The organism is Nocardiopsis kunsanensis DSM 44524 (assembly GCF_000340965.1).
Lineage (GTDB): Bacteria > Actinomycetota > Actinomycetes > Streptosporangiales > Streptosporangiaceae > Nocardiopsis > Nocardiopsis kunsanensis.
Map to the genome: position 1 here is coordinate 26,403 of NZ_ANAY01000028.1, position 21,394 is coordinate 47,796.

The 21,394-nt window shown below is 70.0% G+C and carries 21 protein-coding genes; 9 read left to right on the plus strand and 12 right to left on the minus strand.

The genetic code is table 11. The features are described from left to right. Positions 1 to 124: 124 nt before the first annotated feature. Positions 125 to 562 (plus strand): GNAT family N-acetyltransferase, encoded by a 438-nt coding sequence (locus D456_RS0117225; RefSeq protein WP_026115963.1) that lies wholly within the window; start codon positions 125 to 127, stop codon positions 560 to 562. Positions 563 to 788: 226 nt separating this feature from the next. Here D456_RS0117225 and D456_RS0117230 read toward each other — a convergent pair whose 3' ends face one another. After that, a complete protein-coding gene (locus tag D456_RS0117230; RefSeq protein ID WP_017577427.1) occupies positions 789 to 1,628 on the minus strand; it encodes a peptidoglycan recognition protein family protein in 840 nt (279 codons plus the stop codon). A gap of 1,017 nt (positions 1,629 to 2,645) precedes the next feature. Between D456_RS0117230 and D456_RS0117235 the strand changes: the two genes are divergently transcribed. From D456_RS0117235 to D456_RS0117250, 4 genes are read left to right on the plus strand one after another with little or no spacing between them, the layout of a single operon-like run. Beyond that, positions 2,646 to 3,689 (plus strand): acyl-CoA dehydrogenase family protein, encoded by a 1,044-nt coding sequence (locus D456_RS0117235; RefSeq protein ID WP_026115964.1) that lies wholly within the window; start codon positions 2,646 to 2,648, stop codon positions 3,687 to 3,689. After that, a complete protein-coding gene (locus D456_RS0117240; RefSeq protein ID WP_017577429.1) occupies positions 3,686 to 4,432 on the plus strand; it encodes a PIG-L deacetylase family protein in 747 nt (248 codons plus the stop codon). The genes D456_RS0117235 and D456_RS0117240 overlap by 4 nt, the downstream gene beginning before the upstream one ends. Then, positions 4,429 to 5,025, plus strand: a complete 597-nt coding sequence (locus tag D456_RS0117245) for a class I SAM-dependent DNA methyltransferase (RefSeq protein WP_017577430.1) — start codon at positions 4,429 to 4,431, stop codon at positions 5,023 to 5,025. The genes D456_RS0117240 and D456_RS0117245 overlap by 4 nt, the downstream gene beginning before the upstream one ends. Continuing rightward, positions 5,022 to 5,717 carry a glycosyltransferase gene (locus D456_RS0117250; RefSeq protein WP_017577431.1) on the plus strand — a complete coding sequence of 232 codons (696 nt, stop codon included), beginning with the start codon at positions 5,022 to 5,024 and terminating at the stop codon, positions 5,715 to 5,717. The genes D456_RS0117245 and D456_RS0117250 overlap by 4 nt, the downstream gene beginning before the upstream one ends. A 25-nt stretch (positions 5,718 to 5,742) precedes the next feature. Here the strand turns inward: D456_RS0117250 and D456_RS0117255 are convergent, their stop codons facing one another. Further along, positions 5,743 to 6,420 carry a GntR family transcriptional regulator gene (locus D456_RS0117255; RefSeq protein WP_017577432.1) on the minus strand — a complete coding sequence of 226 codons (678 nt, stop codon included), beginning with the start codon at positions 6,418 to 6,420 and terminating at the stop codon, positions 5,743 to 5,745. A gap of 87 nt (positions 6,421 to 6,507) precedes the next feature. On the opposite strand from D456_RS0117255, the gene D456_RS0117260 reads away from it, so the two are divergent. Continuing rightward, complete coding sequence (locus D456_RS0117260; protein WP_017577433.1) at positions 6,508 to 6,939, plus strand: VOC family protein; 432 nt, start codon at positions 6,508 to 6,510, stop codon at positions 6,937 to 6,939. Between the two features lie 64 nt (positions 6,940 to 7,003). Here D456_RS0117260 and D456_RS27810 read toward each other — a convergent pair whose 3' ends face one another. Next, positions 7,004 to 7,132 (minus strand): MFS transporter small subunit, encoded by a 129-nt coding sequence (locus D456_RS27810; protein WP_017577434.1) that lies wholly within the window; start codon positions 7,130 to 7,132, stop codon positions 7,004 to 7,006. Then, positions 7,119 to 8,507 carry an L-lactate MFS transporter gene (locus D456_RS0117270; protein ID WP_017577435.1) on the minus strand — a complete coding sequence of 463 codons (1,389 nt, stop codon included), beginning with the start codon at positions 8,505 to 8,507 and terminating at the stop codon, positions 7,119 to 7,121. The genes D456_RS27810 and D456_RS0117270 overlap by 14 nt, the downstream gene beginning before the upstream one ends. 271 nt (positions 8,508 to 8,778) lie before the next feature. On the opposite strand from D456_RS0117270, the gene D456_RS0117275 reads away from it, so the two are divergent. After that, positions 8,779 to 9,993 (plus strand): PQQ-dependent sugar dehydrogenase, encoded by a 1,215-nt coding sequence (locus D456_RS0117275; RefSeq protein ID WP_026115965.1) that lies wholly within the window; start codon positions 8,779 to 8,781, stop codon positions 9,991 to 9,993. A gap of 160 nt (positions 9,994 to 10,153) precedes the next feature. Here D456_RS0117275 and D456_RS0117280 read toward each other — a convergent pair whose 3' ends face one another. The 4 genes from D456_RS0117280 to D456_RS0117295 are packed head-to-tail and all read right to left on the minus strand — an operon-like array spanning position 10,154 to position 14,130. Beyond that, positions 10,154 to 10,957, minus strand: coding sequence for an ABC transporter ATP-binding protein (locus tag D456_RS0117280; RefSeq protein WP_017577437.1), 804 nt, complete (start codon positions 10,955 to 10,957; stop codon positions 10,154 to 10,156). Further along, the gene (locus tag D456_RS0117285; protein ID WP_017577438.1) at positions 10,954 to 12,060 is read right to left on the minus strand and encodes a FecCD family ABC transporter permease; all 1,107 of its coding nucleotides are present in this window, start codon (positions 12,058 to 12,060) and stop codon (positions 10,954 to 10,956) included. The genes D456_RS0117280 and D456_RS0117285 overlap by 4 nt, the downstream gene beginning before the upstream one ends. Continuing rightward, positions 12,057 to 13,094 carry a FecCD family ABC transporter permease gene (locus tag D456_RS0117290; protein WP_026115966.1) on the minus strand — a complete coding sequence of 346 codons (1,038 nt, stop codon included), beginning with the start codon at positions 13,092 to 13,094 and terminating at the stop codon, positions 12,057 to 12,059. Before D456_RS0117290 ends, D456_RS0117285 begins: the two co-directional genes overlap by 4 nt. Positions 13,095 to 13,107: 13 nt before the next feature. Further along, positions 13,108 to 14,130 carry an iron-siderophore ABC transporter substrate-binding protein gene (locus D456_RS0117295; RefSeq protein ID WP_017577440.1) on the minus strand — a complete coding sequence of 341 codons (1,023 nt, stop codon included), beginning with the start codon at positions 14,128 to 14,130 and terminating at the stop codon, positions 13,108 to 13,110. A 598-nt stretch (positions 14,131 to 14,728) separates the two neighbouring features. Here D456_RS0117295 and D456_RS0117300 point away from each other — a divergent pair. Then, entirely contained in the window at positions 14,729 to 15,958 is a 1,230-nt protein-coding gene (locus D456_RS0117300) for an MFS transporter (protein WP_026115967.1), read from the plus strand. Between the two features lie 20 nt (positions 15,959 to 15,978). On the opposite strand, the gene D456_RS0117305 is transcribed toward D456_RS0117300, so the two are convergent. Then, positions 15,979 to 17,160 carry a UDP-N-acetylglucosamine--N-acetylmuramyl-(pentapeptide) pyrophosphoryl-undecaprenol N-acetylglucosamine transferase gene (locus D456_RS0117305; protein ID WP_017577442.1) on the minus strand — a complete coding sequence of 394 codons (1,182 nt, stop codon included), beginning with the start codon at positions 17,158 to 17,160 and terminating at the stop codon, positions 15,979 to 15,981. Positions 17,161 to 17,590: 430 nt separating this feature from the next. On the opposite strand from D456_RS0117305, the gene D456_RS0117310 reads away from it, so the two are divergent. Further along, complete coding sequence (locus D456_RS0117310) at positions 17,591 to 18,346, plus strand: hypothetical protein (protein ID WP_017577443.1); 756 nt, start codon at positions 17,591 to 17,593, stop codon at positions 18,344 to 18,346. A gap of 7 nt (positions 18,347 to 18,353) precedes the next feature. Here D456_RS0117310 and D456_RS0117315 read toward each other — a convergent pair whose 3' ends face one another. The 3 genes from D456_RS0117315 to D456_RS24420 all read right to left on the minus strand — a co-directional run bounded on the left by D456_RS0117315 (position 18,354) and on the right by D456_RS24420 (position 21,358). Then, complete coding sequence (locus tag D456_RS0117315; RefSeq protein WP_017577444.1) at positions 18,354 to 20,036, minus strand: glycosyltransferase family 4 protein; 1,683 nt, start codon at positions 20,034 to 20,036, stop codon at positions 18,354 to 18,356. Between the two features lie 156 nt (positions 20,037 to 20,192). Then, complete coding sequence (locus D456_RS27575) at positions 20,193 to 20,585, minus strand: hypothetical protein (protein ID WP_017577445.1); 393 nt, start codon at positions 20,583 to 20,585, stop codon at positions 20,193 to 20,195. Continuing rightward, positions 20,582 to 21,358, minus strand: coding sequence for an aromatic acid exporter family protein (locus D456_RS24420; RefSeq protein ID WP_017577446.1), 777 nt, complete (start codon positions 21,356 to 21,358; stop codon positions 20,582 to 20,584). Before D456_RS24420 ends, D456_RS27575 begins: the two co-directional genes overlap by 4 nt. Positions 21,359 to 21,394 lie beyond the last annotated feature (36 nt).

Consider the following 21,394-nt stretch of genomic DNA (forward strand, 5'->3'; position numbering starts at 1 on the left):
AGCCCGCCCGGTAGCGAGGATACGTCCGTCCCGGGTGACGGGCTCCAGCGTTACCGGACACTTCCGGCCAAAGGCCGTGGCGGGCGAGAACTGACGGCCGTCCCCCAGAACTAGGGTTCTGAGGATGTCACCCCAACTGTCGGTCCGGAGCGCTCATCCCACAGATGCAGGCCAACTCGTGCCGCTCTTTGCAGATCTGTCGCACCCCGCGACGGCCATGCAAGTGCGGAACCGCCTCGAACGTCTCGCTGGTGACCCCACCTATGAGCTCTGGGTCGTCGAGGATGCAACCGGAGAGCTGATCGGCTTCGCTGCCGGCCATCTGCTGTTTCCCGTGGAGGACGACGCTCCAGCCGCGCAGCTCATCGCTCTGGTCACCGCCGGGCGAGCACGGGGGCGAGGCGTCGGAACAGCTCTGTGCACCATGTTCGAACAGTGGGCCATGGCCAAGGGCGCGGGCCGGGCTCAACTGAACTCCGGAAACCGGCGAACCGAGGCGCACACCTTCTACACAAGTCGCGGATACACCGCTTCAGGCACGCGGTTCACAAAGCCTCTGTAACCCCGGGTGTCTCCACCCTGGCTCTCGAAGTTCTTCGAACACCTGGCCGTTCTTGTTTCCGGGGTCGTGCGCCGCGTGCCCGGTCGGCCCGCACGGGACCGGTGCAGAACCCGGGACGCCCGGGCCGGCCGGGCCACGGCGGTCACGGTCCGCGGCCCGGCCGAAGGAAGCGTGGGCCGCCCCGTGTCCGGGGTGACCCTTGAGCCCCACCTGAGGACGGGACTTCCTAGCGGGTGAAGTCGTCCGGGCCCCGGGCGGGACCGTGGTAGAACTCGCGCTCCGGTTCGTTCTCGGGTACGGACGGGTAGGTCGGGCGGTCCTCCGCCGGGACGCTCCTGCGCTCGCCGGTGGAGAATCCGTAGACCTCCATCGTCCGGGCGACCCTGTTACGCAGCTCGGGGAGCATGCTGTACAGCACGTCACCGGGACAGGCGGTGGCGTTGAAGTCACGGTGGCCCACGATCGCGTTCTGCGGGTTGAGCCCGTAAGCCCCGCACAGCCACGCCATGGTCGTCACCAGGGAGTCGCTGAGGGCCTGCGTCGGGCTCGCGCTCGTGTAGAGGCCCTCGTTCTCGATACCGATGGCGCTGCTGTTGTAGTTGGCCACATGGGCTCCCACGACGTGCTGGCCCGCCTGGATGGCTTCGCCCGTGCGGTCGCGGCCCTCCATGACGTGGCCACCACGGCTGATGGTCAGCTGCTGGCCGGTGTCGATCCAGCCCTGGGTGTCCATGTGGTAGTTCTGGATCGACTGGGACAGCCTCAGGGCATGGTCGAGTGAGTAGTCGGTGCTGTTGGGCGTCGCGGTGTGGTGAACCACGATGTAGTTCGGGGCCGAGGCCAGAACCTGGACGGGGCTGCTCGGCGGGCGTGCGTTCCATGCGCCTCGCCAGTACAGGTAAGGCTGTGCCGCACGGACTGCCGAGCTCGTTCCGGAGGTTTCGGCGGAAGCGCTCGTGGCGGCCATCGCGGTGAAACCTCCGCCCAGGGCGATGGCACCCGAGGCGAGGGCGGCTCCACGCAGGAGGCTGCGCCTGTCGGGCCCCGAATGGAGGATGTCGGCCATGGGGGATTCCCTTTCGAATCGTTGGGATGCGTGCCCGTTCATGAAAAGCCATGGGGCATATGCCACACAAAGGGTCATATCGATATTCCTTTGTCCGATTCCGGCCAGGCGACCGTCTCTTCACCCCATGGGCAGAAATAGTCTGATGCTGTAGGAACCCCGAAAAAAGGGAAGAGGGTTCTTATCGACACCACATCCCCCCTGAACCCATGAACCAACTTTCTACCCCCGTGCGCAGGAAGAACATCGGATCGACAAAAGAACCGGTGGCCGAACAAGGGAGTTCCTCGTCGCGCCCGGACAGTGACTGGACACGGTTTTCCCACCGTAAGCACTGAGGAGCGAGATCACCTCACCCGACACACGCCTTGTCGGGTTCCGGTTCCTTTCTCCACCCGGTCCCCGATTCACACGGGGACGTTCTCCCGGCCGGTCAGGAACGAGCCGCTGCCGATGGGTGTTCGTACACGCCGTCCCGACCCCGCGGGGGCGGCCGCACGGCCCTCGACGTTCCGACGGGGCCGGTCTGTTTCAGAGGGGCGGGTGCTGTGCAGGGAGCGGGTGAGCCTGCTCGGGTGACCGCGGAAGTCCATTCCCGTCGGGCCACCCGAGCTCCCGAGGGATCCCGGCAACGCCGGGGCGGGTGTCCCTCACGGGGGCGGCCCGGTTTCCGGGGGAGAACCGGGCCGCCCCCGACGTCTGCTCACCGAACGGCCGGGAGCTCCGCGGTCGCGGAGCTGTGAGGCGACCGGCATCCTCATGGAGCGGTACCAGCTGACCGGTGAACACGCGTTCGCACGGCTGGTACACGCTTCCCGGGCCCCGACACCCGGCTCCACGGCCTGGCCACCCACCCCGTTGGGGCCGACAGGGTTCACGAGGCTCCCGGAGAACGGGAGGAACGCCCCTGAACAGTACGGGCCTCTGCACGGCATGCCGGGCAGAGGCCCTGCTCCTGTTTGGTGCTCGTCCCGCCGGGGCAGCGCAGGGTCACACCGCTGCTGCACGGGGGTGCACATGAGCACGGTCGGAACAGCACGAACACGCGTGCGGAACGCCGCGGGTACCGGCTCTTCCGCTCACCGGTACGAGAACGGACAGAATACGTCCCCGGCGACACGGGCGCTCCTGCGGGAGATAGAGAGCGGGGGCCTCGATATCCCGCTCCCGGGGAGCGGCGACACCTGGCTCAGGTGGCAGACCCTGATCCGCCTGGGGACCGAGGACCTGTCCTTGGCACGGTTGGCCGAGGGCCACGTCGATGCGCTGGCCATCCTGGCCGAACTCGGCGACCCCCCGCCTTCCCGGAGCGCGGTCTGGGGCGTCTGGGCCGCGCATCCACCCGGGTACCGGCTGCGCGCCCGCCCACTCGACACCGGATGGGTCCTCGAGGGCAGCAAGCCGTTCTGTTCGGGAGCCCGGACCTGTACACGCGCCTTGGTGAGCGCAGAACCCGACTCGGGTGAACGCCTCCTGTTCACGATCGAGAACAAGCACACCATCGCTGACCCCGGGACGTGGGCCGCAGCAGGCATGTCCGACAGCGAGACCTGCACCGTGGACTTCAGGAACGTCCGCGCGGTCCGGGTCGGTGCACCGAACGCGTACACGGACCGCCCCGGTTTCCACCACGGCGGGGCCGGCGTGGCGGCCTGCTGGTACGGGGGCGCCCTCGCGGTGGCCGAACCCCTCGCGGCGAAGGCACGCCGACAAGGGACCGACCCGCACACACTGGCCCATTTCGGCGCGGTCGTCCGTGACCTCCGCTGCGCCGAGGACGTACTGCGGCGGGCAGCACGGGAGATCGACGAGGACCCGGACGACGCCGAGGGCAGGGCCGCCGAGCGTGCCCTCCTGGTCCGCTCGGCGGTGGTCTCGTCCTGCACCTCGGTTCTGCAGCACTGCGCCGAGGCCCTGGGAGCGGGACCCCTCGCCTCGGACCCGGCCTACACCCGGGCCGCGCAGGACCTGTCCGTCTACATCCGCCAACACCACGGGGACCGCGATCTGGCGCGTCTCGGTGAGTCGGCCGCACACGAACACGGGAGGGACCGGTCATGAAACCACCCCATCCGATCGACGGTCCGGGAACGGACGAGAACCGGTGGCTGGACTGGGAGCGGACGGCCCGCATCCCCGACCTGGACCTCGATGGTGTGCGCTCCCTCGCGGTCGTGGCCCCGCACCCGGACGACGAGGTCCTCGGTTTCGGCGGGACACTCGCCATGCTGGCGGAGCGCGGTGTCCATGTGCGTGTGGTCGCCGTGACCGACGGCGAGGGTTCTCATCCGCGCAGTCCCACGACCTCGCCCGAGGAGCTCGTGCAGCGACGCGTGGAGGAGCGCTCCGCGGCCCTGGCCGAGCTCGGGGTGCCCGACACCGACGTGATCCGGCTGGGTGTACCCGACGGCGAGGCCGGCGGCGCCGAGGCCGAGATTGCCCTGCGGCTGTCCCGGCTCCTGTCGGGGTTCGACCTGTGTGTGAGCTCGTGGGCGGGGGACCTGCACCCGGACCACATGGCCGCCGGATCGGCCGCGGCAGATGCCGCGCGTGCCTGCGGTGTGCAGCTGTTCCAGTATCCGGTGTGGATGTGGCACTGGGCCGAGCCCGGCGCCGCGGCCGTTCCCTGGGACCGGGCGTACCGCGTGGAACTGTCGGAACGGGCCCTGTCCCGGAAGTCGGCCGCGATCGGGTGCTTCACCACGCAGATCGCACCGTTGAGTGATCTGCCGGGCGACGAGGCCGTACTGGGCGCGGAGATGGTCGAGCACTTCGGGCGTGGTGAGGAGGTGGTGTTCGGTTGAGCACGGACCCTGCTCTCTTCACCCGGATGTACGAACGCTCGCCCGATCCGTGGGACTTCCGGGACCGCTGGTACGAACGCCGCAAACGCGGTCTCACCCTGGCCGCCCTGCCTGAGGAGCGGTACGGGTCGGCGTTCGAAGCCGGATGCTCGATCGGTCTGCTCACCCGGGGGCTGGCGGCCCGGTGTTCCCGGATCCTGTCCATGGACTCCGCTCCCGGGGCGGTCGCGCAGGCACGGCGTGAACTGTCCGGGCTCGACCACGTACGGGTGGTGCGGGGGCGGGTGCCCGAGGACTGGCCGGAGGGCACCTTCGACCTGGTGGTGCTGTCGGAGGTGCTCTACTACTTCGACAACACCGAGTTGCGCGGGGTCCTGGACCGCACTCTGTCCTCCTCGGCTCCGGGGGCGACGGTGATCGCCGTGCACTGGCGCCACGAGGCCGCCGAGCACGTCCGTACCGGTGACGACGTCCACCGGATCCTGGACGGGACACCGTGGCTGTCGCGTACGTGCCGCCACATCGAGGACGGTTTCCTCCTGGAGGCCTTCACGGTCGGGCATCTGGGCACGGCGCGCGGAGAGGCACCGTGATCCGGACGGTCGCGGTGGTCGTCCCTGCCCACGACGAGAGTGCATGTGTGGCGGCCTGCCTCTCTGCGGTGCACCGCGCCCTGGAGCACGCGCCCGTGCCTCCCGAGCACCGCCACGTGGTGGTCGTGGCCGACGGCTGCCGGGACGGAACGGCCTCGGCAGCCCGTCTCCTGGGCGCCCACGTGGTGGAGGTGCCCCATTGCGGTGTGGGTGCGGCCCGGGACGTGGGCGTGCGGCGCGCACTGGCCCTGGCGGGCGGGGTCCCGGCCGACTCGGTCTGGTTGGCCTCGACCGACGCCGACACCCTCGTTCCCGTCCGGTGGATCGCCGACCAGCTCGTGCACGCGAAGGCCGGACACGACGCCGTGGCCGGGACCGTGGAGGTGACCGATTGGTCACTGCGCTCCGAGGGACTGGCCGAACGGTTCGGACTGCGGTTCCCCGTGGCGGACGGGCACGATCATGTTCACGGTGCCAACCTCGGGGTCCGGGCCTCCGCGTACGTCGACGCAGGCGGCTTTCCCGACCTCGGGTCGGGGGAGGACCACGCCCTGGTGGAGCGCCTCACCGGCCTCGGCCTTTCCGTGCGCAGCCCCGGGGACCTCCCGGTACGGACCTCGGCCCGGCGGTCGTTCCGGGCACCGGAGGGTTTCGGACGGTTGCTCGACACCCTGGAGCGGGGAGTGGTGTGACCGGTTCGGACGGTCTCCGGTGCGGTCAGGCCCTGTCCCGTCCCGTGAGCACGTGGAGGGCGTGCGAGCGGTGGTCGGCGAAGAGACGGAGCGCGGCCTCGGGATCGCGTGCGCGTAGGGCCTCGACGAGGTCGCGGTGTTCGCCGGGCACGGTCGCGAGGTAGTCCTCGACGCTGACGCCGATACGGCTGACGAGGAACAGGTGCACCTGGGAGCGGATCGTGTGCCAGGCCTCCTGCAGGCGGCGGTGGCCGCCTGCGGCGTAGACCGCATCGTGGAAGGCGATGTCGAGGGCCACCAGTTCGTGGGCGTCCTCGGCTCGGCGCATGCGGTCGGCGACACGTGCGAGGGTGTCGAGGTCCTCCTCCGACGCCCGTTCGACGGCGAGCCGTACGGCGAGGTGTTCGAGGGTTCCGCGCAGGCTGTCGATCTCGGCCACGTCCTCGCCGGAGAGTTCGACGACCACGGCGCCGCGGTGCCAGCCGCTGCGCAGCAGCCCTTCGCCCTCCAGGCACATGAGGGCCTCGCGGACCGGTCCGCGGCTGACCTCGAGCGCGGAGGACAGTTCGGTCTCGCGCAGCTGGGTGCCGGGCGGGTAGGTCCCGTCGAAGATCGCTGCGCGGACGCTGTCGGCGACCTCGTCGGCGAGCCCCCGGCGGCGTGCCGGGCCGACCCCGCCCAGCGGCCTGTTGTCTGTTGCCACTCTTGTCGAACCTCCTCCGGACACTCTAATGTCAACATTCGGACATTGAGTGCGACCGTTCTCGGTCCTCCACAGGAAGGTGTCGGCATGACCGTTCTGGACTCACCCATCCCCCGTTTCCACCTGGCCGTTCCCGTCGACGACCTCGCGGCCGCCCGGCGTTTCTACGGTGAGGTGCTCGGTCTCTCCCAGGGGCGCAGCTCCGACACCTGGATCGACTGGAATCTGGAGGGCCACCAGTTCGTGACCCACCTGGCTCCCGAGGGGCAGCGCCGCATCCACAACCCCGTGGACGGCCACGACGTGCCCGTCCCGCACTTCGGGCTCGTCCTGACCGTCGCCGAGTTCCAGAAGCTCGCCGAGCGCCTGCGTGCTGCGGACACCGAGTTCGTCATCGAACCCTACGTGCGGTTCGAGGGCGAGCCGGGTGAGCAGTGGACGATGTTCCTGTTCGACCCGGCCGGCAACGCGATGGAGTTCAAGGCCTTCGCCGACGATTCCCAGGTCTTCGCGGTCTGATCCCGGCAGGAGAGAAGGACGGCCGCCCGTCGTGCGCACGGGCGGCCGTCCTTGGTCGAGCGGTCTAGGAGACGAAGAGCGCGGCGGCGTCGACGGCCGTCCGCACGACGCCGTACCCGAGGGCGACGAGCACGATCCCCCAGAGCACCACGGCGGCGATCTTCGACCGGATCTTGGTCTCAGTCCCGGTCATGGACGACCTCCTCCTTCGTACCGTCCTTGTGGAGAGCCGACGCGGGCAGCGGGCGGACCAGGGTGTTCGCGAGGAGTCCGACCGCCATCACCCCGACCATGACCTGGAGCGAGAGCTCGTAGAGGGCGGGGCCCTCGCGTCCGGCGGCGAGTTGGATGTCGGCGATGACGTTGATGATCATCGGCCCTGCGATCCCCGCCAATGACCAGGCGGTGAGCAGGCGTCCGTGGATGGCGCCGACGTTGCGGGTGCCGAACAGGTCCTTGAGGTAGGCCGGTGCGGTCGAGAACCCGCCCCCGTAGAAGGACAGGATCACACCGGTCAGAGCCACGAACAGCACCACCGAGCTCGTTCCGGCGACCGCGATGAGCAGGTACAGCAGCCCGCCCAGCCCCAGGTAGCCGAGGTAGGTGCGCTTGCGGCCGAGGGCGTCCGAGGCCGAGGACCACACGAGGCGGCCCAGCATGTTGCACAGCGACAGGAAACCGACGTACCCGGCCGCTTCGGCGGGTCCGACGTCGCCGAAGAACTCCTGCACCATCGGTGCGGCCTGTTCGAGGATCCCGATGCCGGCGGTGACGTTGCAGAAGAGCACGGTCCACACCAGCCAGAACTGCCGCGTGGTGAAGGCGGTCTCCACGGTGACGCCGTCGGCGGCGGGCGCCCCGTCGGGTTGGGGCCTGGGGGCCCTCATGCCCTGCGGGGTCCAGCCCTCCGGGGGCACGCGCACGGTGAAGGCGCCCATCATCATGACCGCGAAGTACCCCGCGCCCAGGACCAGGAACGTGGGGGCGATGGCGTCGGCGGGGGTCTCACCCAGGTTCTCCAGCAGTGCCGAGGTGAGCGGCGAGGCGATGAGTGCGCCGCCGCCGAAACCCATGATGGCGATGCCCGTGGCCATGCCGGGGCGGTCGGGGAACCACTTGATGAGGGTGGAGACCGGGGAGATGTAGCCGATCCCCAGGCCCAGGCCGCCCAGGACCCCGTACCCGAGGTACAGGAGCCAGAGTTGCCCGGTGGCCACGCCCAGGGCGCCGACGAGGAACCCTGCGCTCCAGAAGATCCCGGAGAAGAACATCGCCTTGCGCGGACCGTTGCGCTCCACCCACTTGCCGCCGAAGGCGGCGGAGAGGCCCAGCATGACGATGGCGATGCTGAAGATGACCCCGATCGCCGTCAGCGAGGTCTCGAAACGTTCCACCAGGGGGTTGCGGAAGACGCTGAAGGCGTACACCTGGCCGATGGACAGATGCACGGCCAGCGCCGACGGTGGAATGAACCACCGGTTGTAGTCGGCCGGAGCGACGCTTCGCTCGCGGTCAAGAAGAGAGAGCATCAACCACGCTCGTTCACCGTTGTGTGCGTCCGTGGACATGGGGGCCGGTAGGGGATTGCGGGGGTCGTGTGGAAGGTGTGGCTGAGGGGTTCCGCTGAGCGGAAGTTTTAAGGTGAATCGACGATAAACGGGCGGTTTTCACGATGTCAACGGAAGTTTTCGTTCTTCGGAACGTGGTGTTCCGAGGAGCACGCCTCCGGGCCGTGGTGTCGGCCGGGTCTCAGCGACCGGGGTCGTGTTGCTGCCTCCGGATCCCGACCGCGCCGTCCAGGGTTGGTGGAGGACGTGCCCCCTGTTCCGGGAGAACCGTTTGAACGCGAGGACCCGTATCGCAATAGCCGTGGCAGCGGCGTCGGCCGTCGTGGTTGCGGCCGCGTTCTTCGTCCTGGGTGGTGACGGCCCCGACGGCGCCCCGGACATCGCCGACAACATCTCGGGCACGGGCGGGAACGGGCCCGGGGTCCGAGTGGAGACGGTCGTCGACGACCTGGGCCAGGCCTGGGGCACGGCGTTCCTGCCCGATTCCGGGGATCTGCTGGTCACCCAGGTCACCGGCGCCCTGTCGCTGGTGGACACCGAGAGCGGTGGGACCACGCAGATCAGCGGGACCCCCGAGGTCACCGCTGAGGGGCAGGGCGGCCTCCTCGACGTCGCGGTCGACCCGGAGTATCCCGAGGAACCGTGGGTCTACCTCACCTACTCCGCCGGGGACGGCGAGGGCACCACCAGCACCCACGTGGGCCGCGGACAGCTCGACGCCGACGAGGGCAGCCTGCGGGGCTTCGAGGTGCTCTTCACCGGTGAGCCGGACACAAGCGGCGAGCACTTCGGGTCGGTGCTGGCCTTCGACGCCGACGGCAAGCTCATCGTGACCCTCGGCGACCGGGGAAGCAAGGAGTTCGCCGACCACCCGGCGCAGGACACCTCGAACACACTCGGCACCACGGTGCGCCTGGAACGCGACGGTTCGGTACCCGGGGACAACCCGTTCGTGGACGACGACGAGGTCACAGACGAGATCTTCACCTACGGACACCGGAACGCGCAGGGCATCGCCGTCCAGCCCGGAACCGGCCGGATCTGGCTGAGCGAGCACGGCGAGCAGGAGGGCGACTCCCTGCGCACGATCGAGGGCGGCCAGAACCACGGTTGGCCGGTCGCACACACCGGCTGCGAGTACGGGACCGACGTGCCCGTGGGTGACGACCCGTTCGAGCGCGAGGACGTGGAGGCCCCGGTGCACCACTGGGAGTGCGGATCGGACGGGTTCCCGCCGGCCGGGGCGGCCTTCTACGAGGGCGGGGAGTTCCCGTCCTGGGACGGCGACCTGCTGGTGGCGGGCCTGGGACAGCAGTACCTGGCCCGGTTCACCGTCGACGGCAGGGAGGTCGAAGAGGCCGAGGAGCTGTTGGTCGAGGAGGGTCTCAGGGTGCGCGACGTGGCTGTCGGCCCGCAGGACGGCGCCGTGTACGTGGCCTTCGACGACGAGGGCGCCCCGCTCGTGAGGCTGACCGCCGACGGGTGACACCGGAAAACCTCGGAAGGACCGGCCCGCGATGCCCGTGTGCGGCCACAAGGCCGTGTTGGCACAGCACGGACGCCACTCTGTGGGAGCGGTCCACCGATGCATGCCGAGGACCTGGTCCACCCAGAGCACCGTGACCTGTACGTCCGGATGTGGGGTCTCAGCCGGCGACGGGCTCCTCGTGCGGGATCACCAGCGGGGTACCGGTGCGCGGGTCGGGTACGACGTCGCAGGCCAGACCGAAGACCTCACCGACGAGGTCACTGGTGACGACCTCGTGCGGGGCGCCGTCGGCGACCACACGGCCGCCGTCCATCATGATCAGGCGTGTGGCGAACCGGGCGGCCTGCGCCAGGTCGTGCAGCACGGCGACGACCGTGCGCCCGCGCCGGTGCAGCCGCGCGAAGAGCTGCAACAGGTCGTACTGGTGGGCGATGTCGAGGTAGGTGGTCGGCTCGTCCAGCAGCAGCACACCGGTGTCCTGGGCCAGCACCATCGCCACCCACGCGCGTTGGCGCTGCCCGCCGGAGAGGGAGGCCAGCGGCACTTCGGCCAGGTCGGCGGTGGCGGTGAGGTCGAGCGCTTCGGCGATGGCCTGCTCGTCCTCGGGGCTCCATTGGCGCAGCAACGTGTGGTGGGCGAACCGGCCCCGCTCGACGAGGGAGCGCACCGTGACCCCGTCGGGCACCACGGGGCTCTGCGGCAGCAGGGCGAGCTCGCGGGCGACCGCCTTGGTGCGTCGGGTGCGCAGGTCGCGGCCGTGCAGCATCACCTGCCCGGACATGGGTCGGTTCACCCTCCCCAGTGCCTTGAGCAGGGTCGATTTGCCGCACCCGTTGGGGCCGACGACGACGGTGAACTCGCCGGGGTCGATCTCGAGGTCGACCCCGTGCACGACCGGGTCGGCGCCGTAGCCCAGCGTCAGCGACCGGGCGGCCAGTACGGCGTTGGAGGGGGCGCTCAAAGGGTTCCCTTTCGCCATTCACGGATGAGCAGGTGGCCCAGGTAGATGCCTCCCAGGGCCATGGTGACGATGCCCACGGGCAGCCCCTCACCGAGGGGTACCCGTTGGACGACCAGGTCGGCGCACACGATCAGGAGGGCGCCGACGGCAGCGGACAGGACCAGGCTGGGGCCTCCTGCACCGGCCATGCGCCGGGCGATCTGCGGAGCGGTCAGGGCCACGAACGAGATCGGTCCGGCCACACTCACGGCAGCGGCCGAGAGCAGGACCGACATGAGGACGGCGACCGTACGGGTGGTCCTGGCGGGTGCGCCGAGGGTCTGGGAGGTCTCGTCACCCATCTCGCCGAGCCGGACCGGACCGGCCAGGTACAGCAGGACGGGCAGGCAGAACAGCAGCGCACCCCAGATGATGCCTGCGTGTCCCCAGTCGCGGGCTGTGAGGCTGCCGTTGAGGTAGGTGGCCAGGGAGGTCGCCTCGTCGCGGGCGATGAAGGCGACGACGAAGTGGGTGAAGGCCTGGGCCATGGCGGACACGCCGATACCGGCCACGATGATGCGTCCCGGATGGCGCAGTCCCGTCCCGGTGGACAGGGTGACCAGCCCGATGGCGATCCCCGCGCCGAGGAGCGCGCCGAGGGGGACGGGCACGGCCCCCGGAGCGATGAGTGCGGCCACGGACGCGCCGGCTCCTGCCCCGGCGCCGAGACCGATGACGTCGGGACTGCCCAGAGGGTTGCGGGTCACGGCCTGGAAGAGGGCGCCGGCGACACCGAGCGCGGCGCCCACCCCGACACCGACCAGGAGGCGTGGGCCGCGCAGCCGGGAGAGCACGAAGCGGTCGGTGGCCTCTCCCCCGCCGGTCAGGAGGCTCGGGAGCTGGGTGAGGGAGATGCCGAGGTCGCCGATGGTGAGGGTGACGGCGGAGGCCCCGAGCACTGCGGCCGTGATCAGGAGCCAGACGGTCAGGGACCGGTGGCGGATCGGCAGTGCACCGACACGGCCCAGGCGCAGGACCAGCACGCCCGGCGGCGGCCCGTACTCGGCTTCCGGTGCGGGCTGTGCTTGCTGTGTGCGGGAGGCGAGGGTGGTCTGGCGGCTCACGCGGTACTCCTCATCCGGCGAATGGCGTAGAGCAGCACGGGCGCCCCGACGAACGCGGTGACGACACCGACCATGAGTTCGGTCGGACGGAGAAGGGTGCGGCCCACGACGTCGGAGAGCAGCAGCAGCGTGGGGCCGACCAGGAGCGCGAAGGGCACTTGGAGCCGGAAGTCCACGCCGACCATGGCGCGCACGACGTGGGGCACCGCGAGTCCGACGAAGGCGATGGGGCCGACGGCGGCGGTGGCGCCGGCCGCGAGCAGGGTCGCTGCGACCAGTCCACCGCCTTGGACCCAGGCCGTGGACACCCCGAGGGAGACGGCGGCCTCCCGGCCCAGGGCCATGGCGTTGAGCCCGCCCATGACGCACAGGGCGAGCACGAGCCCGGCGCCGACGACGGGCAGTGCGGCCCAGAAGACGTCGAAGCTGCGTCCGGCCAGGGAGCCGACGACCCAGTAACGGTAGCTGTCGAAGGAGTCGGGCAGGCTGAGAGCGATGGCCTGCACATAGGCGGTCAGGACGGCGGAGATGACCGCTCCGGCCAGGATCAGGCGCACCATGCCGCCGTCGCCTCCGCGGGTGCCCACGGTGTAGGCGGCTGCGCCGGCCAGCACCGCGCCGGGCAGGGCCGCCCAGACGGTGCCGGTGACGGTGGTGGGGCCGGCCACTGCGGTCACCGTGACCACGGCCGCGGCGGCGCCGGCGTTGACACCGAGCAGGCCCGGGTCGGCGAGGGGGTTGCGGGTGATGCCCTGCATGAGGGTGCCCGCCAGGGCCAGGGAGGCGCCGGCCATGATGCCCAGGACGGTACGGGGATAGCGCGATTCCACGACCGTGGTGGTGAATTCTTCACCGGTGCCGGTGAGCGCTCCGATGACGTCTGCGGGTGTGGTGATGCGGCTGCCCATGACCAGGCTGAGCACGGCCGCGCCGGCCAGGGCGGCCGCGGCCAGGCCGAACATGAGAGCGACACGGACCCCACCGGGGCGTGTGCGCCGGTCGGGGCCCGTAGCCGCGGTCGTCTGTGTTGCCATCGTGGGTTCTCGGTCAGCCTTCGGCGTTCTCGAGGGCCTCGTCGATCATGGGCACGTAGCGTTCGGTGACCCAGGGAACGGTGAGGGGGTTGATGAGCGAGGTGGCGGTGACGAAGGCGTTGTTCTCGCTGGCGACCACGGCGTCGTTCTCCACGGCGGGGATGGCGCTGTAGAGCTCCTGGCTCTGGATCTCCTCGCGGTCCTCCTCGTTGCTGTAGAAGGTGAAGACGAGGTCGCTGTCGGAGAGCTGGTCGGCGTTCTCCAGACCGATGAGTGCGGAGTCGGTCCCCTCGGTCTCGGGGAACTCCTCGACGACCGGGTCGACGGTCAGGCCCATGCCGCGGACCATCGCCACCCGCTGCTCGTCGGGGAGGAAGACGCCGAGCGTGCCGGGACCGTCGGTGTAGATGTAGGAGAACGTGACGTCCTCGAACTGGGGGTTCTCCTCGGCGGTCTCGGCGAGTGTGTTCTCGATGTCCTCGATGAGGCCGGTTGCTTCGTCGGGTTGGCCGAGCGCCTTGCCGATGAGTTCGATCTGCTGGTCCCAGTCGGTGCTCCACGGCAGGTCGGGGTAGGCGACCGTGGGTGCGATGTCCGCCAGGATGTCGTAGTCGTCCTGGGTGATGCCGGACCACGGGGCGAGGATGACGTCGGGTTCGAGTTCGATGATGGCCTCGAAGTCGATGTCCTCGCCGCCCCGGAACTGCTCGGGCAGCTCCTCGCCCTCTTCGGTGACGGCTTCGTGGATCCAGGGCAGGTAGCCGGTCTCGTCACTGCCCCACTCGTACTCCTCGACCCCCACGGGGACGTTGCCCAGGGCGATGGAGGTTTCGGCGGAGCCCTGGCCGAGTGTGACCACACGTTCGGGCGTGTCGGGGATCTCAGCTGTTCCGAGCGCGCTCTCGACGGTGACGGGGAACCCTTCACCCGAGGCAGCGTCCTCGCCGCTGTCCCCGTCGTCCCCGCAGGACGTCAGGGCCGCGGCCAGGACCGTAGCGGCTACGCTGGCGCCGAGACTTCTGAGGGCGATGTGCATGGGTCGGCCTGTTCTTCCTGGGAGAAGGGGAGAGTACGGCTTCCACTACGGCGGAAGCGAACGAAGATTAGCCTAACCTAACTCCCCTGCTGGGTTCAATGCCCCACCACCCCGCACCATCCCCTGCCGAGCCGCCCCGCCCGGGCGGCTCTTTGTGTGTCGGATCACCCACTTTTCTCACGCCCGGGCGCGGCAAAAATTTTCACCCAGCCAACGCAACCAGGAAAATAAATAACTTTCCCGAAAGCAACATAAGAAGCATTGTCCCCGCAAACCCAGGGCGAATTGCACACCACAAAAACCGCAAGTCAATCCTTGCCCGCTCCACGGGACGAACGACCCTTCCAGCCCTCCCCAAAACGACCCGCACACAGCACCACAACCCCTCTCAAGTGCGAAAATAGCACCCGTTTCATGATTCACGAAAGGTTGGATCGGGCACAAAAGGCTTTTTGTTGTCGGGTGAGTCTTGTAGCCTCAATTTTCTCGGCCACTTTTTCTGTTGCTGCACCCGGGACCGCGAAAGTCCGCGCGCTGACACCCCGGACTTTTCTTGGCAGCGGCCGAGTTCTCAGATCCGGCTCTTCGAGAGTGGAGCGTGTCCTTGAAACCCGACACCCCAGAGACCCACGCCCGGAACACCGACACATGGGCCACCGCCAGGCGCGCCCGGGCCGCTCTGTCGGCCTATTTCTTCATCACCGGAGCACTGCTGCCCATCTGGGCCTCCCGTATCCCCGCCGTCACGGCACAGAGCGAGGTGGGGCCCGACGCCCTCGGCATCGCCCTGTTCAGCATGGGGGTAGCGGCCACGATCACCGCCCGCTCCGGAGGCGCGGTGCTCGACCGGATCGGCCCCCGGCGCGCCATCGTGCCCGTGGCCATCGCGGCCTCGGTGGCGCTGCTGCTGCCCGGCACCGCCACCGGGGCCCTCCACCTGACCATCGCCCTGCTCGTGCTGGGCAGCTGTCAGTCGTTCCTGAACGTCAGCGTCAACATGCAGGCCGCTCGCCTGCAGAACTTCCAGAGGCGGTCCATGCTGTCGACCTTCCACGCCTTCGTGTCCATCGGCGGCTGCGCCGGGGCACTCACAGGTGTGGCCTCGACCCGTCTGAACCTGGACCCGTTCACCACGTTCCAGGCGGCCGGCCTGGCCCTGGTCGTGGTCGCCCTGGGCACGGCACGCACCCTCCTGCGCACCATGCCGCAGGAAGAGACCACCCGTCCCCAGCCGATGGCCCGACGTCCCCGGTTCCGGCCGAGCACATCGCCCATGGTGCTGCTGCTGGGTGGCCTCGCCCTCATGGGCGTGCTGGCCGAGAGCTCCGTCCAGGACTGGAGCGCCCTCTTCGCCCAGGAGTCGGTGGGGACGAGCGAAACCATGGCTGCCAGCGTGTTCGCGGCGTTCACCGTCGCCATGGCGTGCGGCCGCCTCATGGGCGACAGGCTGACCCTGCTCCTGGGGCGGACGCTCCTGGTCCGCGCAGGCGCGGCCACGGCCTTCACCGGGTTCGTGCTGGCCCTCTCGGTCCCGCTCGCCTCGGCCGCCCTGGCCGGGTTCTCCCTGGTAGGGCTGGGGCTGTCGTGCCTGGTCCCGCAGATCCTCAACGCCGCGGCCGACATCGACCCGCAACGCGTGGGCACCAACATGGGCACCGTCGCGTCGATGGGCTACGCCGGCCCTCTGGTGGGGTCACCGGTCATCGGGGCCGTGGCCGCCCAGACCGGCGTGGGGACCGGCCTGATGCTCCCGGCCGGACTGATGCTCGTGGTCGTCCTGGGGGCCGGGCTGCTCAACGCCACCGGCCGCCGCCGGGTCCGTGTCTGAGACCGGACCGCGGGGCCCGCTCACTGGCGCGCGGCCGAGAGCACCACGTCCACTAGCCGGTCGGCGGCGTCGGGACGCCCGTGCTCACGCGCGCGCTCGGCCATCCGAACCCGCCGGACCGGGTCGGCCAACAGGGGTTCGGCCACCTGCCGCAGCGTGTCCGGCCCCACATCCGACACCAGTGCTGCCGCCGCGCCCGTTTCCTGCAGGTGCTCGGCGTTGTGGCGCTGTTCGTCCCCGGCCGAGGTCGCCAACGGGACGAGCACCGACGCCTTGCCCAGCGCGGTCAGTTCGGCGATCGTGCCCGCACCGCTGCGTGAGACGACCACGTCGGCCAGAGCGAGGACATCCGGCAGTTCCGGGCCCACGAAGTCGGTCAGGTGGTACCGCTCCTGCAGGCCCGGCGGGAGTTCACTCGCCGCCTCACGCAGCGGCTCCAGGTGGGAGGCCCCGCACTGGTGGACGACGTTGGCGCGTGCCAGCAGCCACGGCAGCAGTGCGCCCACGGTGTCGTTGATCTGCTTCGACCCCTGGGCGCCGCCGGTGACGTAGACGGTGGGGCGGCCGGGGTCGTGGCCGGTGAAACCCAGGGCCTGCACGGCGCGGTCCGCACGGCCCTCGAAGATCTCCGGACGCACCGGGTTGCCGGTCACTACCGCGTAGTCGCGGGCGTCGTCCGGGAGCAGCCCGACCGTGGACTCGGAGGAGACCGCCATGCGCGCGGCCGTGCGGGCCAGGACCTTGTTGGCCAGCCCCAGACGTACGGTCTGTTCGTGCACGACCAGGGGCCGGCGGGCGAGCTTGGCGGCCAGGCCGACCGGGACGGCGACGTACCCGCCGGTCGCCAGGACGACGTCCGGGGCGAAGTCGGAGATGAGCGAGCAGGCCTGTGCCGCGCCCCTGGGCACGTTGGTCATGTCCTTGATGTTGGCCGGCGAGATCATCTTCAGCGGGTTGCTGGCCCGCCGGACCTTGCCGGTGGCCACGGCGTCGAACGGGATCCCGTTCGACGCCGCCACCCGCGACTCCAGGCTGTTCTCGGCACCCACCCATTTCACGTCCAGGGAGAATCCGCCCTGGGCGAGGCGTGTGCGCAGGGCGTTCACGGTCGTCAGGGCCGGGTAGGTGTGCCCTCCCGTTCCGCCCCCGGTCACGATCAGGCGGATGTCCTGGGTCGCGAGGAGGCCGTTGTCACCGTTCACCGGGCCCTCCCGGAGGACGTGCCGGCCTCAGGACCGGGAAAGGGATCCAGATGTGGCTTACTCATGTCGTACCTTCCTGCAAGACTCGGGCGGGTGCGGACGGTGTCCGAGCCCAGGTGCCCCGCCCCCGTTCGGGCGAACATGCAGGCCCCACGGCCGCAGCGCCCGCCGGAAGGCCGGGGCCCGGCACGAGGTCCGGCCGGGGGAGTGCGCCCCGCACCCGTCGTGGTCCCAATGCACCGTAACCGCACCTCGCCGGTGCCCCGTCACCCCGGGGGCTGCACCGTGCTCCCCGGAGCTGCGGACCGCCCCGCTGTACGGAGCCTCCGGGAGCGATACGATCGTGCCCGCAACTTCCCCCTTCGTCGCGGGCCGCCCGGTGCCGGAGGCCCCGAAGGGGCTTCGCCGACAACTCGGAAACGGTACACAGATGGACGCTGAAGACACCCAGGTCATGAGCAGGACGGGCGAGTTCACCACCACGATGGGCTGGGAACGCACCGTCCGGGGCAGGGTGGAGGCGGCCCTGGACCGGTTCTCCGGTCCCCTCGCCGACCTGGTCGAACGCGACGCCAACGACGGCGACACCCGGTTGCTGGTCGCCGACTTCTTCAGCATGGGCCTCAACTTCAGCAAGTACCAGGACCTCACCACCGAGTACCGCACCAGCGGCGACTCCATCGACTACGCGGTGGTACTGGACGGCGCCCTGTTCGCACCGATCGAGGTGCGCGGGGTGGGTGCCGAACTGGACCTGCGCAACATCCAGATGTCCCGTCGCCTGGCCGCGGAGGAGGGGGCCGAGTGGGTCGTACTCACCAACGGCCGGTTGTGGCGCCTCTACCACCTGCGGCCCGACCCGGACGGTGGTACACCCCGCCCGGTCGTGGTCCTCGACGTGGACCTGCTCGACGAGGACGCCCACGAGCACAACGTCGACAGTCTCTTCCACCTGACGAGGGAAGCGGTCGAGCACGGCCGTCTGGACGCCCTGCGCCAGTGGCGTGAGGGGTTGGAGGCCGGGTCGGTGGCCGACGCACTGGTCGGTGACCGGGTGCTGAGCGCGCTCCGGGACGAACTCCGTGAACGCAGCGGACACCCGGGCCACCCCGGGGAGCGCGACGAGCTGCGCCGGGTCCTGGCCGAGGAGGTCCTCGTACGCGGGCTGGTGCCCGGCCGGGACTGATCCGGTCTCAGCCGAGGGCGTGGGCTCCGACTCGGGTGTAGACCTGCTGGTAGGTCTCCACGACGCTCGGCCAGGTACGGAACCTGCGCACCTCCTCCAACGCCTCGGCGACCTGTCCCTGGCGGTGGGTGTCGTCCTTGCGGAGTCTGGTGACCGCTTCGGCGAGGGCCTCCGGGTCCGCCGGCGGCACCAGGCTCCCGGCCCGGCCGTCGGCGAGGAGCTCTCGCAGCGCCGGCAGGTCACTGGCCACCACCGGGACCCCGTAGGCCATGGCCTCCACCGGTTTGAGCGGTGTCACCAGCCGGGCCACACCGGTGTCCAGGCGCGGGACGACCATCACGTCGAGGGAGGCCTGGGCACACAGTGCGTCGGCGGGCTCGACCCGGCCGGGGAACACGCACATGTCCGCGATGCCCAGGCGTTCGGCGAGAGCGAGCAGGTCCCCGCGGTCCTGGCCGTCGCCCACCAGCAGGACCCGTACCTCGCGGTCGCGATCACGCATGAGGGCGGCGGCCTCCAGGAGCGTACCGAACCCCTCGTAGGGGTGGAGGCTGGAGACCGAGCCGACGACGAACTCCTCCTGGCCGATGCCGTGTGCGGCACGGAAGGCGGCGCCGTCGGGGCGTTCGTCCAGCAGACTCTCGTCGACGGCGTTGGGGGCCAGGAAGACCCGTTCAGGGTCCGCACCGCGTTCCAGGATCCGGTCACGCATGGTGTCGGCGAGGGTGACCACGGCGTCGGCCTCACGGACCAGGTCGGTCTCGCGCTGCAGGGTGAGGCGGAACCATTCGCTGCCGCGACGGTCGTGGGACCCGGGGCCGGTCAGCCAGCTCTCCTCCAGGAGGCCGCGCAGTTCGTAGACGACGGGGATACCGAGGGCGCGGCCGACGTTGAGGGCGATGGTGCCGTTCTTGTTGCCGCTGGCCGCGTGCAGGACCGCCGGGCGCAGTTCCCGTGCGAGCTCGGTGACCGCGTGGACGGAGGCGTCGATGCGTTCGAACATGCCGGGGTAGCGGCGGCCCGGTTCGATGCGGTGGTAGGGAACCCCCTCGACATCGACGTAGCGTTCGGTGTCCTGGTCCTTGGGGGCGGGATACCCGGCGAAGGTGACGGCGCGGGCATCGAGGCCGGCGGCACGCTGGGCGGCGAGGATGCGCTGGGTGCGCACGGTGTAACCGGCCTGGGTGCCCGGGAGTGAGTTGGTGACCACGTGCAGGACCCGGCCTGGGACGGGGATCCGTGCGACGATCGGGGGTTCGGGCAGGGGCGGCAGCGGGCCGATGCTCCGGCGGTGGCTGAGATAGTCATGGTGTCGGCGGGCCGCTGCCTCGTCGTGGGCCGTGTGGGGTGCGAGTTCGTCGGCGGCCTCCTGGATGCGCCCGTCGGAGAAGAGTTCCTCGGCCTTGGCGCGGGCACGTCCGGCGGCCTTGTCCCGGACACGGTCGGAAGGATGGTCCGGGCGCTGTTGTTCGTGGGTGAGCGCGGTGTGCAGGCGGGCGGTGCGCCGGTCGGCCCGGCGGGCCAGGAACGCGGCGGTGCCGGCGGCGGCCACGGCCGCCAGGGAGCCGAGGAGGAGCAGGGCGGTGGGCCACGTGAGGGCCCCCGCGACGGCGGCCCCGAGTACGGCCGCGGTGCAGGCCGCCCCCGCGACCGCTGCGGCCCGACGCTTCCCTACCGGTGAGAACCCCATGTCGCCCCCTCATGGCTGAACAGCGATGGTTCCCGGTGTCCCGTCACTGGAGGGCCCGGGAAGCACCGACCACGTTAACCAGAGGAGTGGCCACGCTGCGTGACCGTTTCCCGTGTGTCATCCGCGGGGTAGCCACTGCGGCCCGGGGCGGTCGGGTCAACCGGTGTGCTCCCGTGCCCGGTTCAGTTCGTCCAGGAGCCGCGAGAGGTCGGTGAGCTGGGCGGCGCGCGCCGGTTCCTCATCACCCGGGTCCGCCAGCAGGTTGCGGCGGCACTCGCTCACGTTCGCCAGGACCTCGTCCAGACGCTCGGCCAACCGGTCCGAGATCGTGTCCCGGGCGGGCTCCTGCTCATCGTGGATCCCCTGGAGGACGCTCGCGGTCTCCTCCAGCAGGTCCGCGTACGCGTGTCGGAACTCGCCACCCAGCTCGATGTGATCGTAGCGCCCTCCGTACAGGTTCCGGATACCCTTCGTGATCGACTCGATGTCACGTGAGGCACGTTCGAGCGCCAGGATCCATGTGCGGTACCCGCTGAGGCGTGTGGTCACCCGTTGGGGGGGGACAGGAGGCGCCGCGGGTTCAGCCGCACGCGGTTCTCCTGGCGTTCCACCGTGTCCCAGGCATTGTCCGCGATATTGTCCAGGCTCTCGGACCTGCGTGTCCAGTAATCGATCCTGCTCTCGTCCACTTCCCCCCGCAGTTCCTCGGTGAGCCCCGTGGTGATGTCACGCATGGTGTCGGTGAAGTCCAGGACCGCGTTCTCCGCGTCCCTGAAGCGGATGGCCGGCGCCATGACGAGGTTGGTGAGCAAGGCCGACAACGCGCCCAGGCCCACCATGAGGAGGAGCTGGCCCAGATCCGTGACGCTTTCGGCCGACCCGTTCGCCAGGGCGAAGGCCGCCACCACCGGGACCTGTTTTCCCTGTCCGCCGAAGAATCTGACCTGCCCCACGACCAGAGCCGCCAACACGGCCAACGCGAACGACCAGATCTCGAGCCCGACGGTGAGTCCCCCGGCACCGGCGAAGAGCGCACCGGCCACCACGGCGGCCACGTAGCGCCACGACTGGTACACCGCGCCGTACACACTCGGCTGGACGATCAGGAGGGCGGAGAAGGGGGCGAACCCGACGAAGGAACCCTGCGGGTCGAGCGGCATCCCGACGGCCAGTGCGAGCGTCGCCGCCACAGCGGACTTGAGGACGAGGACGGCGGTCTCCCGCTCGTATCCCCGCCGTTCCCACACACGTTGGTAGGCCTCTTTCGCACGCTCCCACACACGTTGGTAGGCCTCTTTCACACGGCCCCACACCGTTGCCATCTTGTCCCGTCCGTCTGTATCTATCCCGAAATACTC

Bases quoted from the DNA above. Each gene is read 5' to 3' on its own strand.
- D456_RS0117230 (WP_017577427.1), bottom strand. From the start codon at position 1,628: ATGGCCGACATCCTCCATTCGGGGCCCGACAGGCGCAGCCTCCTGCGT.
- D456_RS24420 (WP_017577446.1), bottom strand. From the start codon at position 21,358: ATGGCAACGGTGTGGGGCCGTGTGAAAGAGGCCTACCAACGTGTGTGG.
- D456_RS0117225 (WP_026115963.1), top strand. From the start codon at position 125: ATGTCACCCCAACTGTCGGTCCGGAGCGCTCATCCCACAGATGCAGGC.
- D456_RS0117260 (WP_017577433.1), top strand. From the start codon at position 6,508: ATGACCGTTCTGGACTCACCCATCCCCCGTTTCCACCTGGCCGTTCCC.
- D456_RS0117315 (WP_017577444.1), bottom strand. From the start codon at position 20,036: ATGGGGTTCTCACCGGTAGGGAAGCGTCGGGCCGCAGCGGTCGCGGGG.
- D456_RS27810 (WP_017577434.1), bottom strand. From the start codon at position 7,132: ATGACCGGGACTGAGACCAAGATCCGGTCGAAGATCGCCGCCGTGGTG.
- D456_RS0117235 (WP_026115964.1), top strand. From the start codon at position 2,646: ATGAGCACGGTCGGAACAGCACGAACACGCGTGCGGAACGCCGCGGGT.
- D456_RS0117240 (WP_017577429.1), top strand. From the start codon at position 3,686: ATGAAACCACCCCATCCGATCGACGGTCCGGGAACGGACGAGAACCGG.
- D456_RS0117270 (WP_017577435.1), bottom strand. From the start codon at position 8,507: ATGTCCACGGACGCACACAACGGTGAACGAGCGTGGTTGATGCTCTCT.
- D456_RS0117295 (WP_017577440.1), bottom strand. From the start codon at position 14,130: ATGCACATCGCCCTCAGAAGTCTCGGCGCCAGCGTAGCCGCTACGGTC.
- D456_RS0117290 (WP_026115966.1), bottom strand. From the start codon at position 13,094: ATGGCAACACAGACGACCGCGGCTACGGGCCCCGACCGGCGCACACGC.
- D456_RS0117310 (WP_017577443.1), top strand. From the start codon at position 17,591: ATGGACGCTGAAGACACCCAGGTCATGAGCAGGACGGGCGAGTTCACC.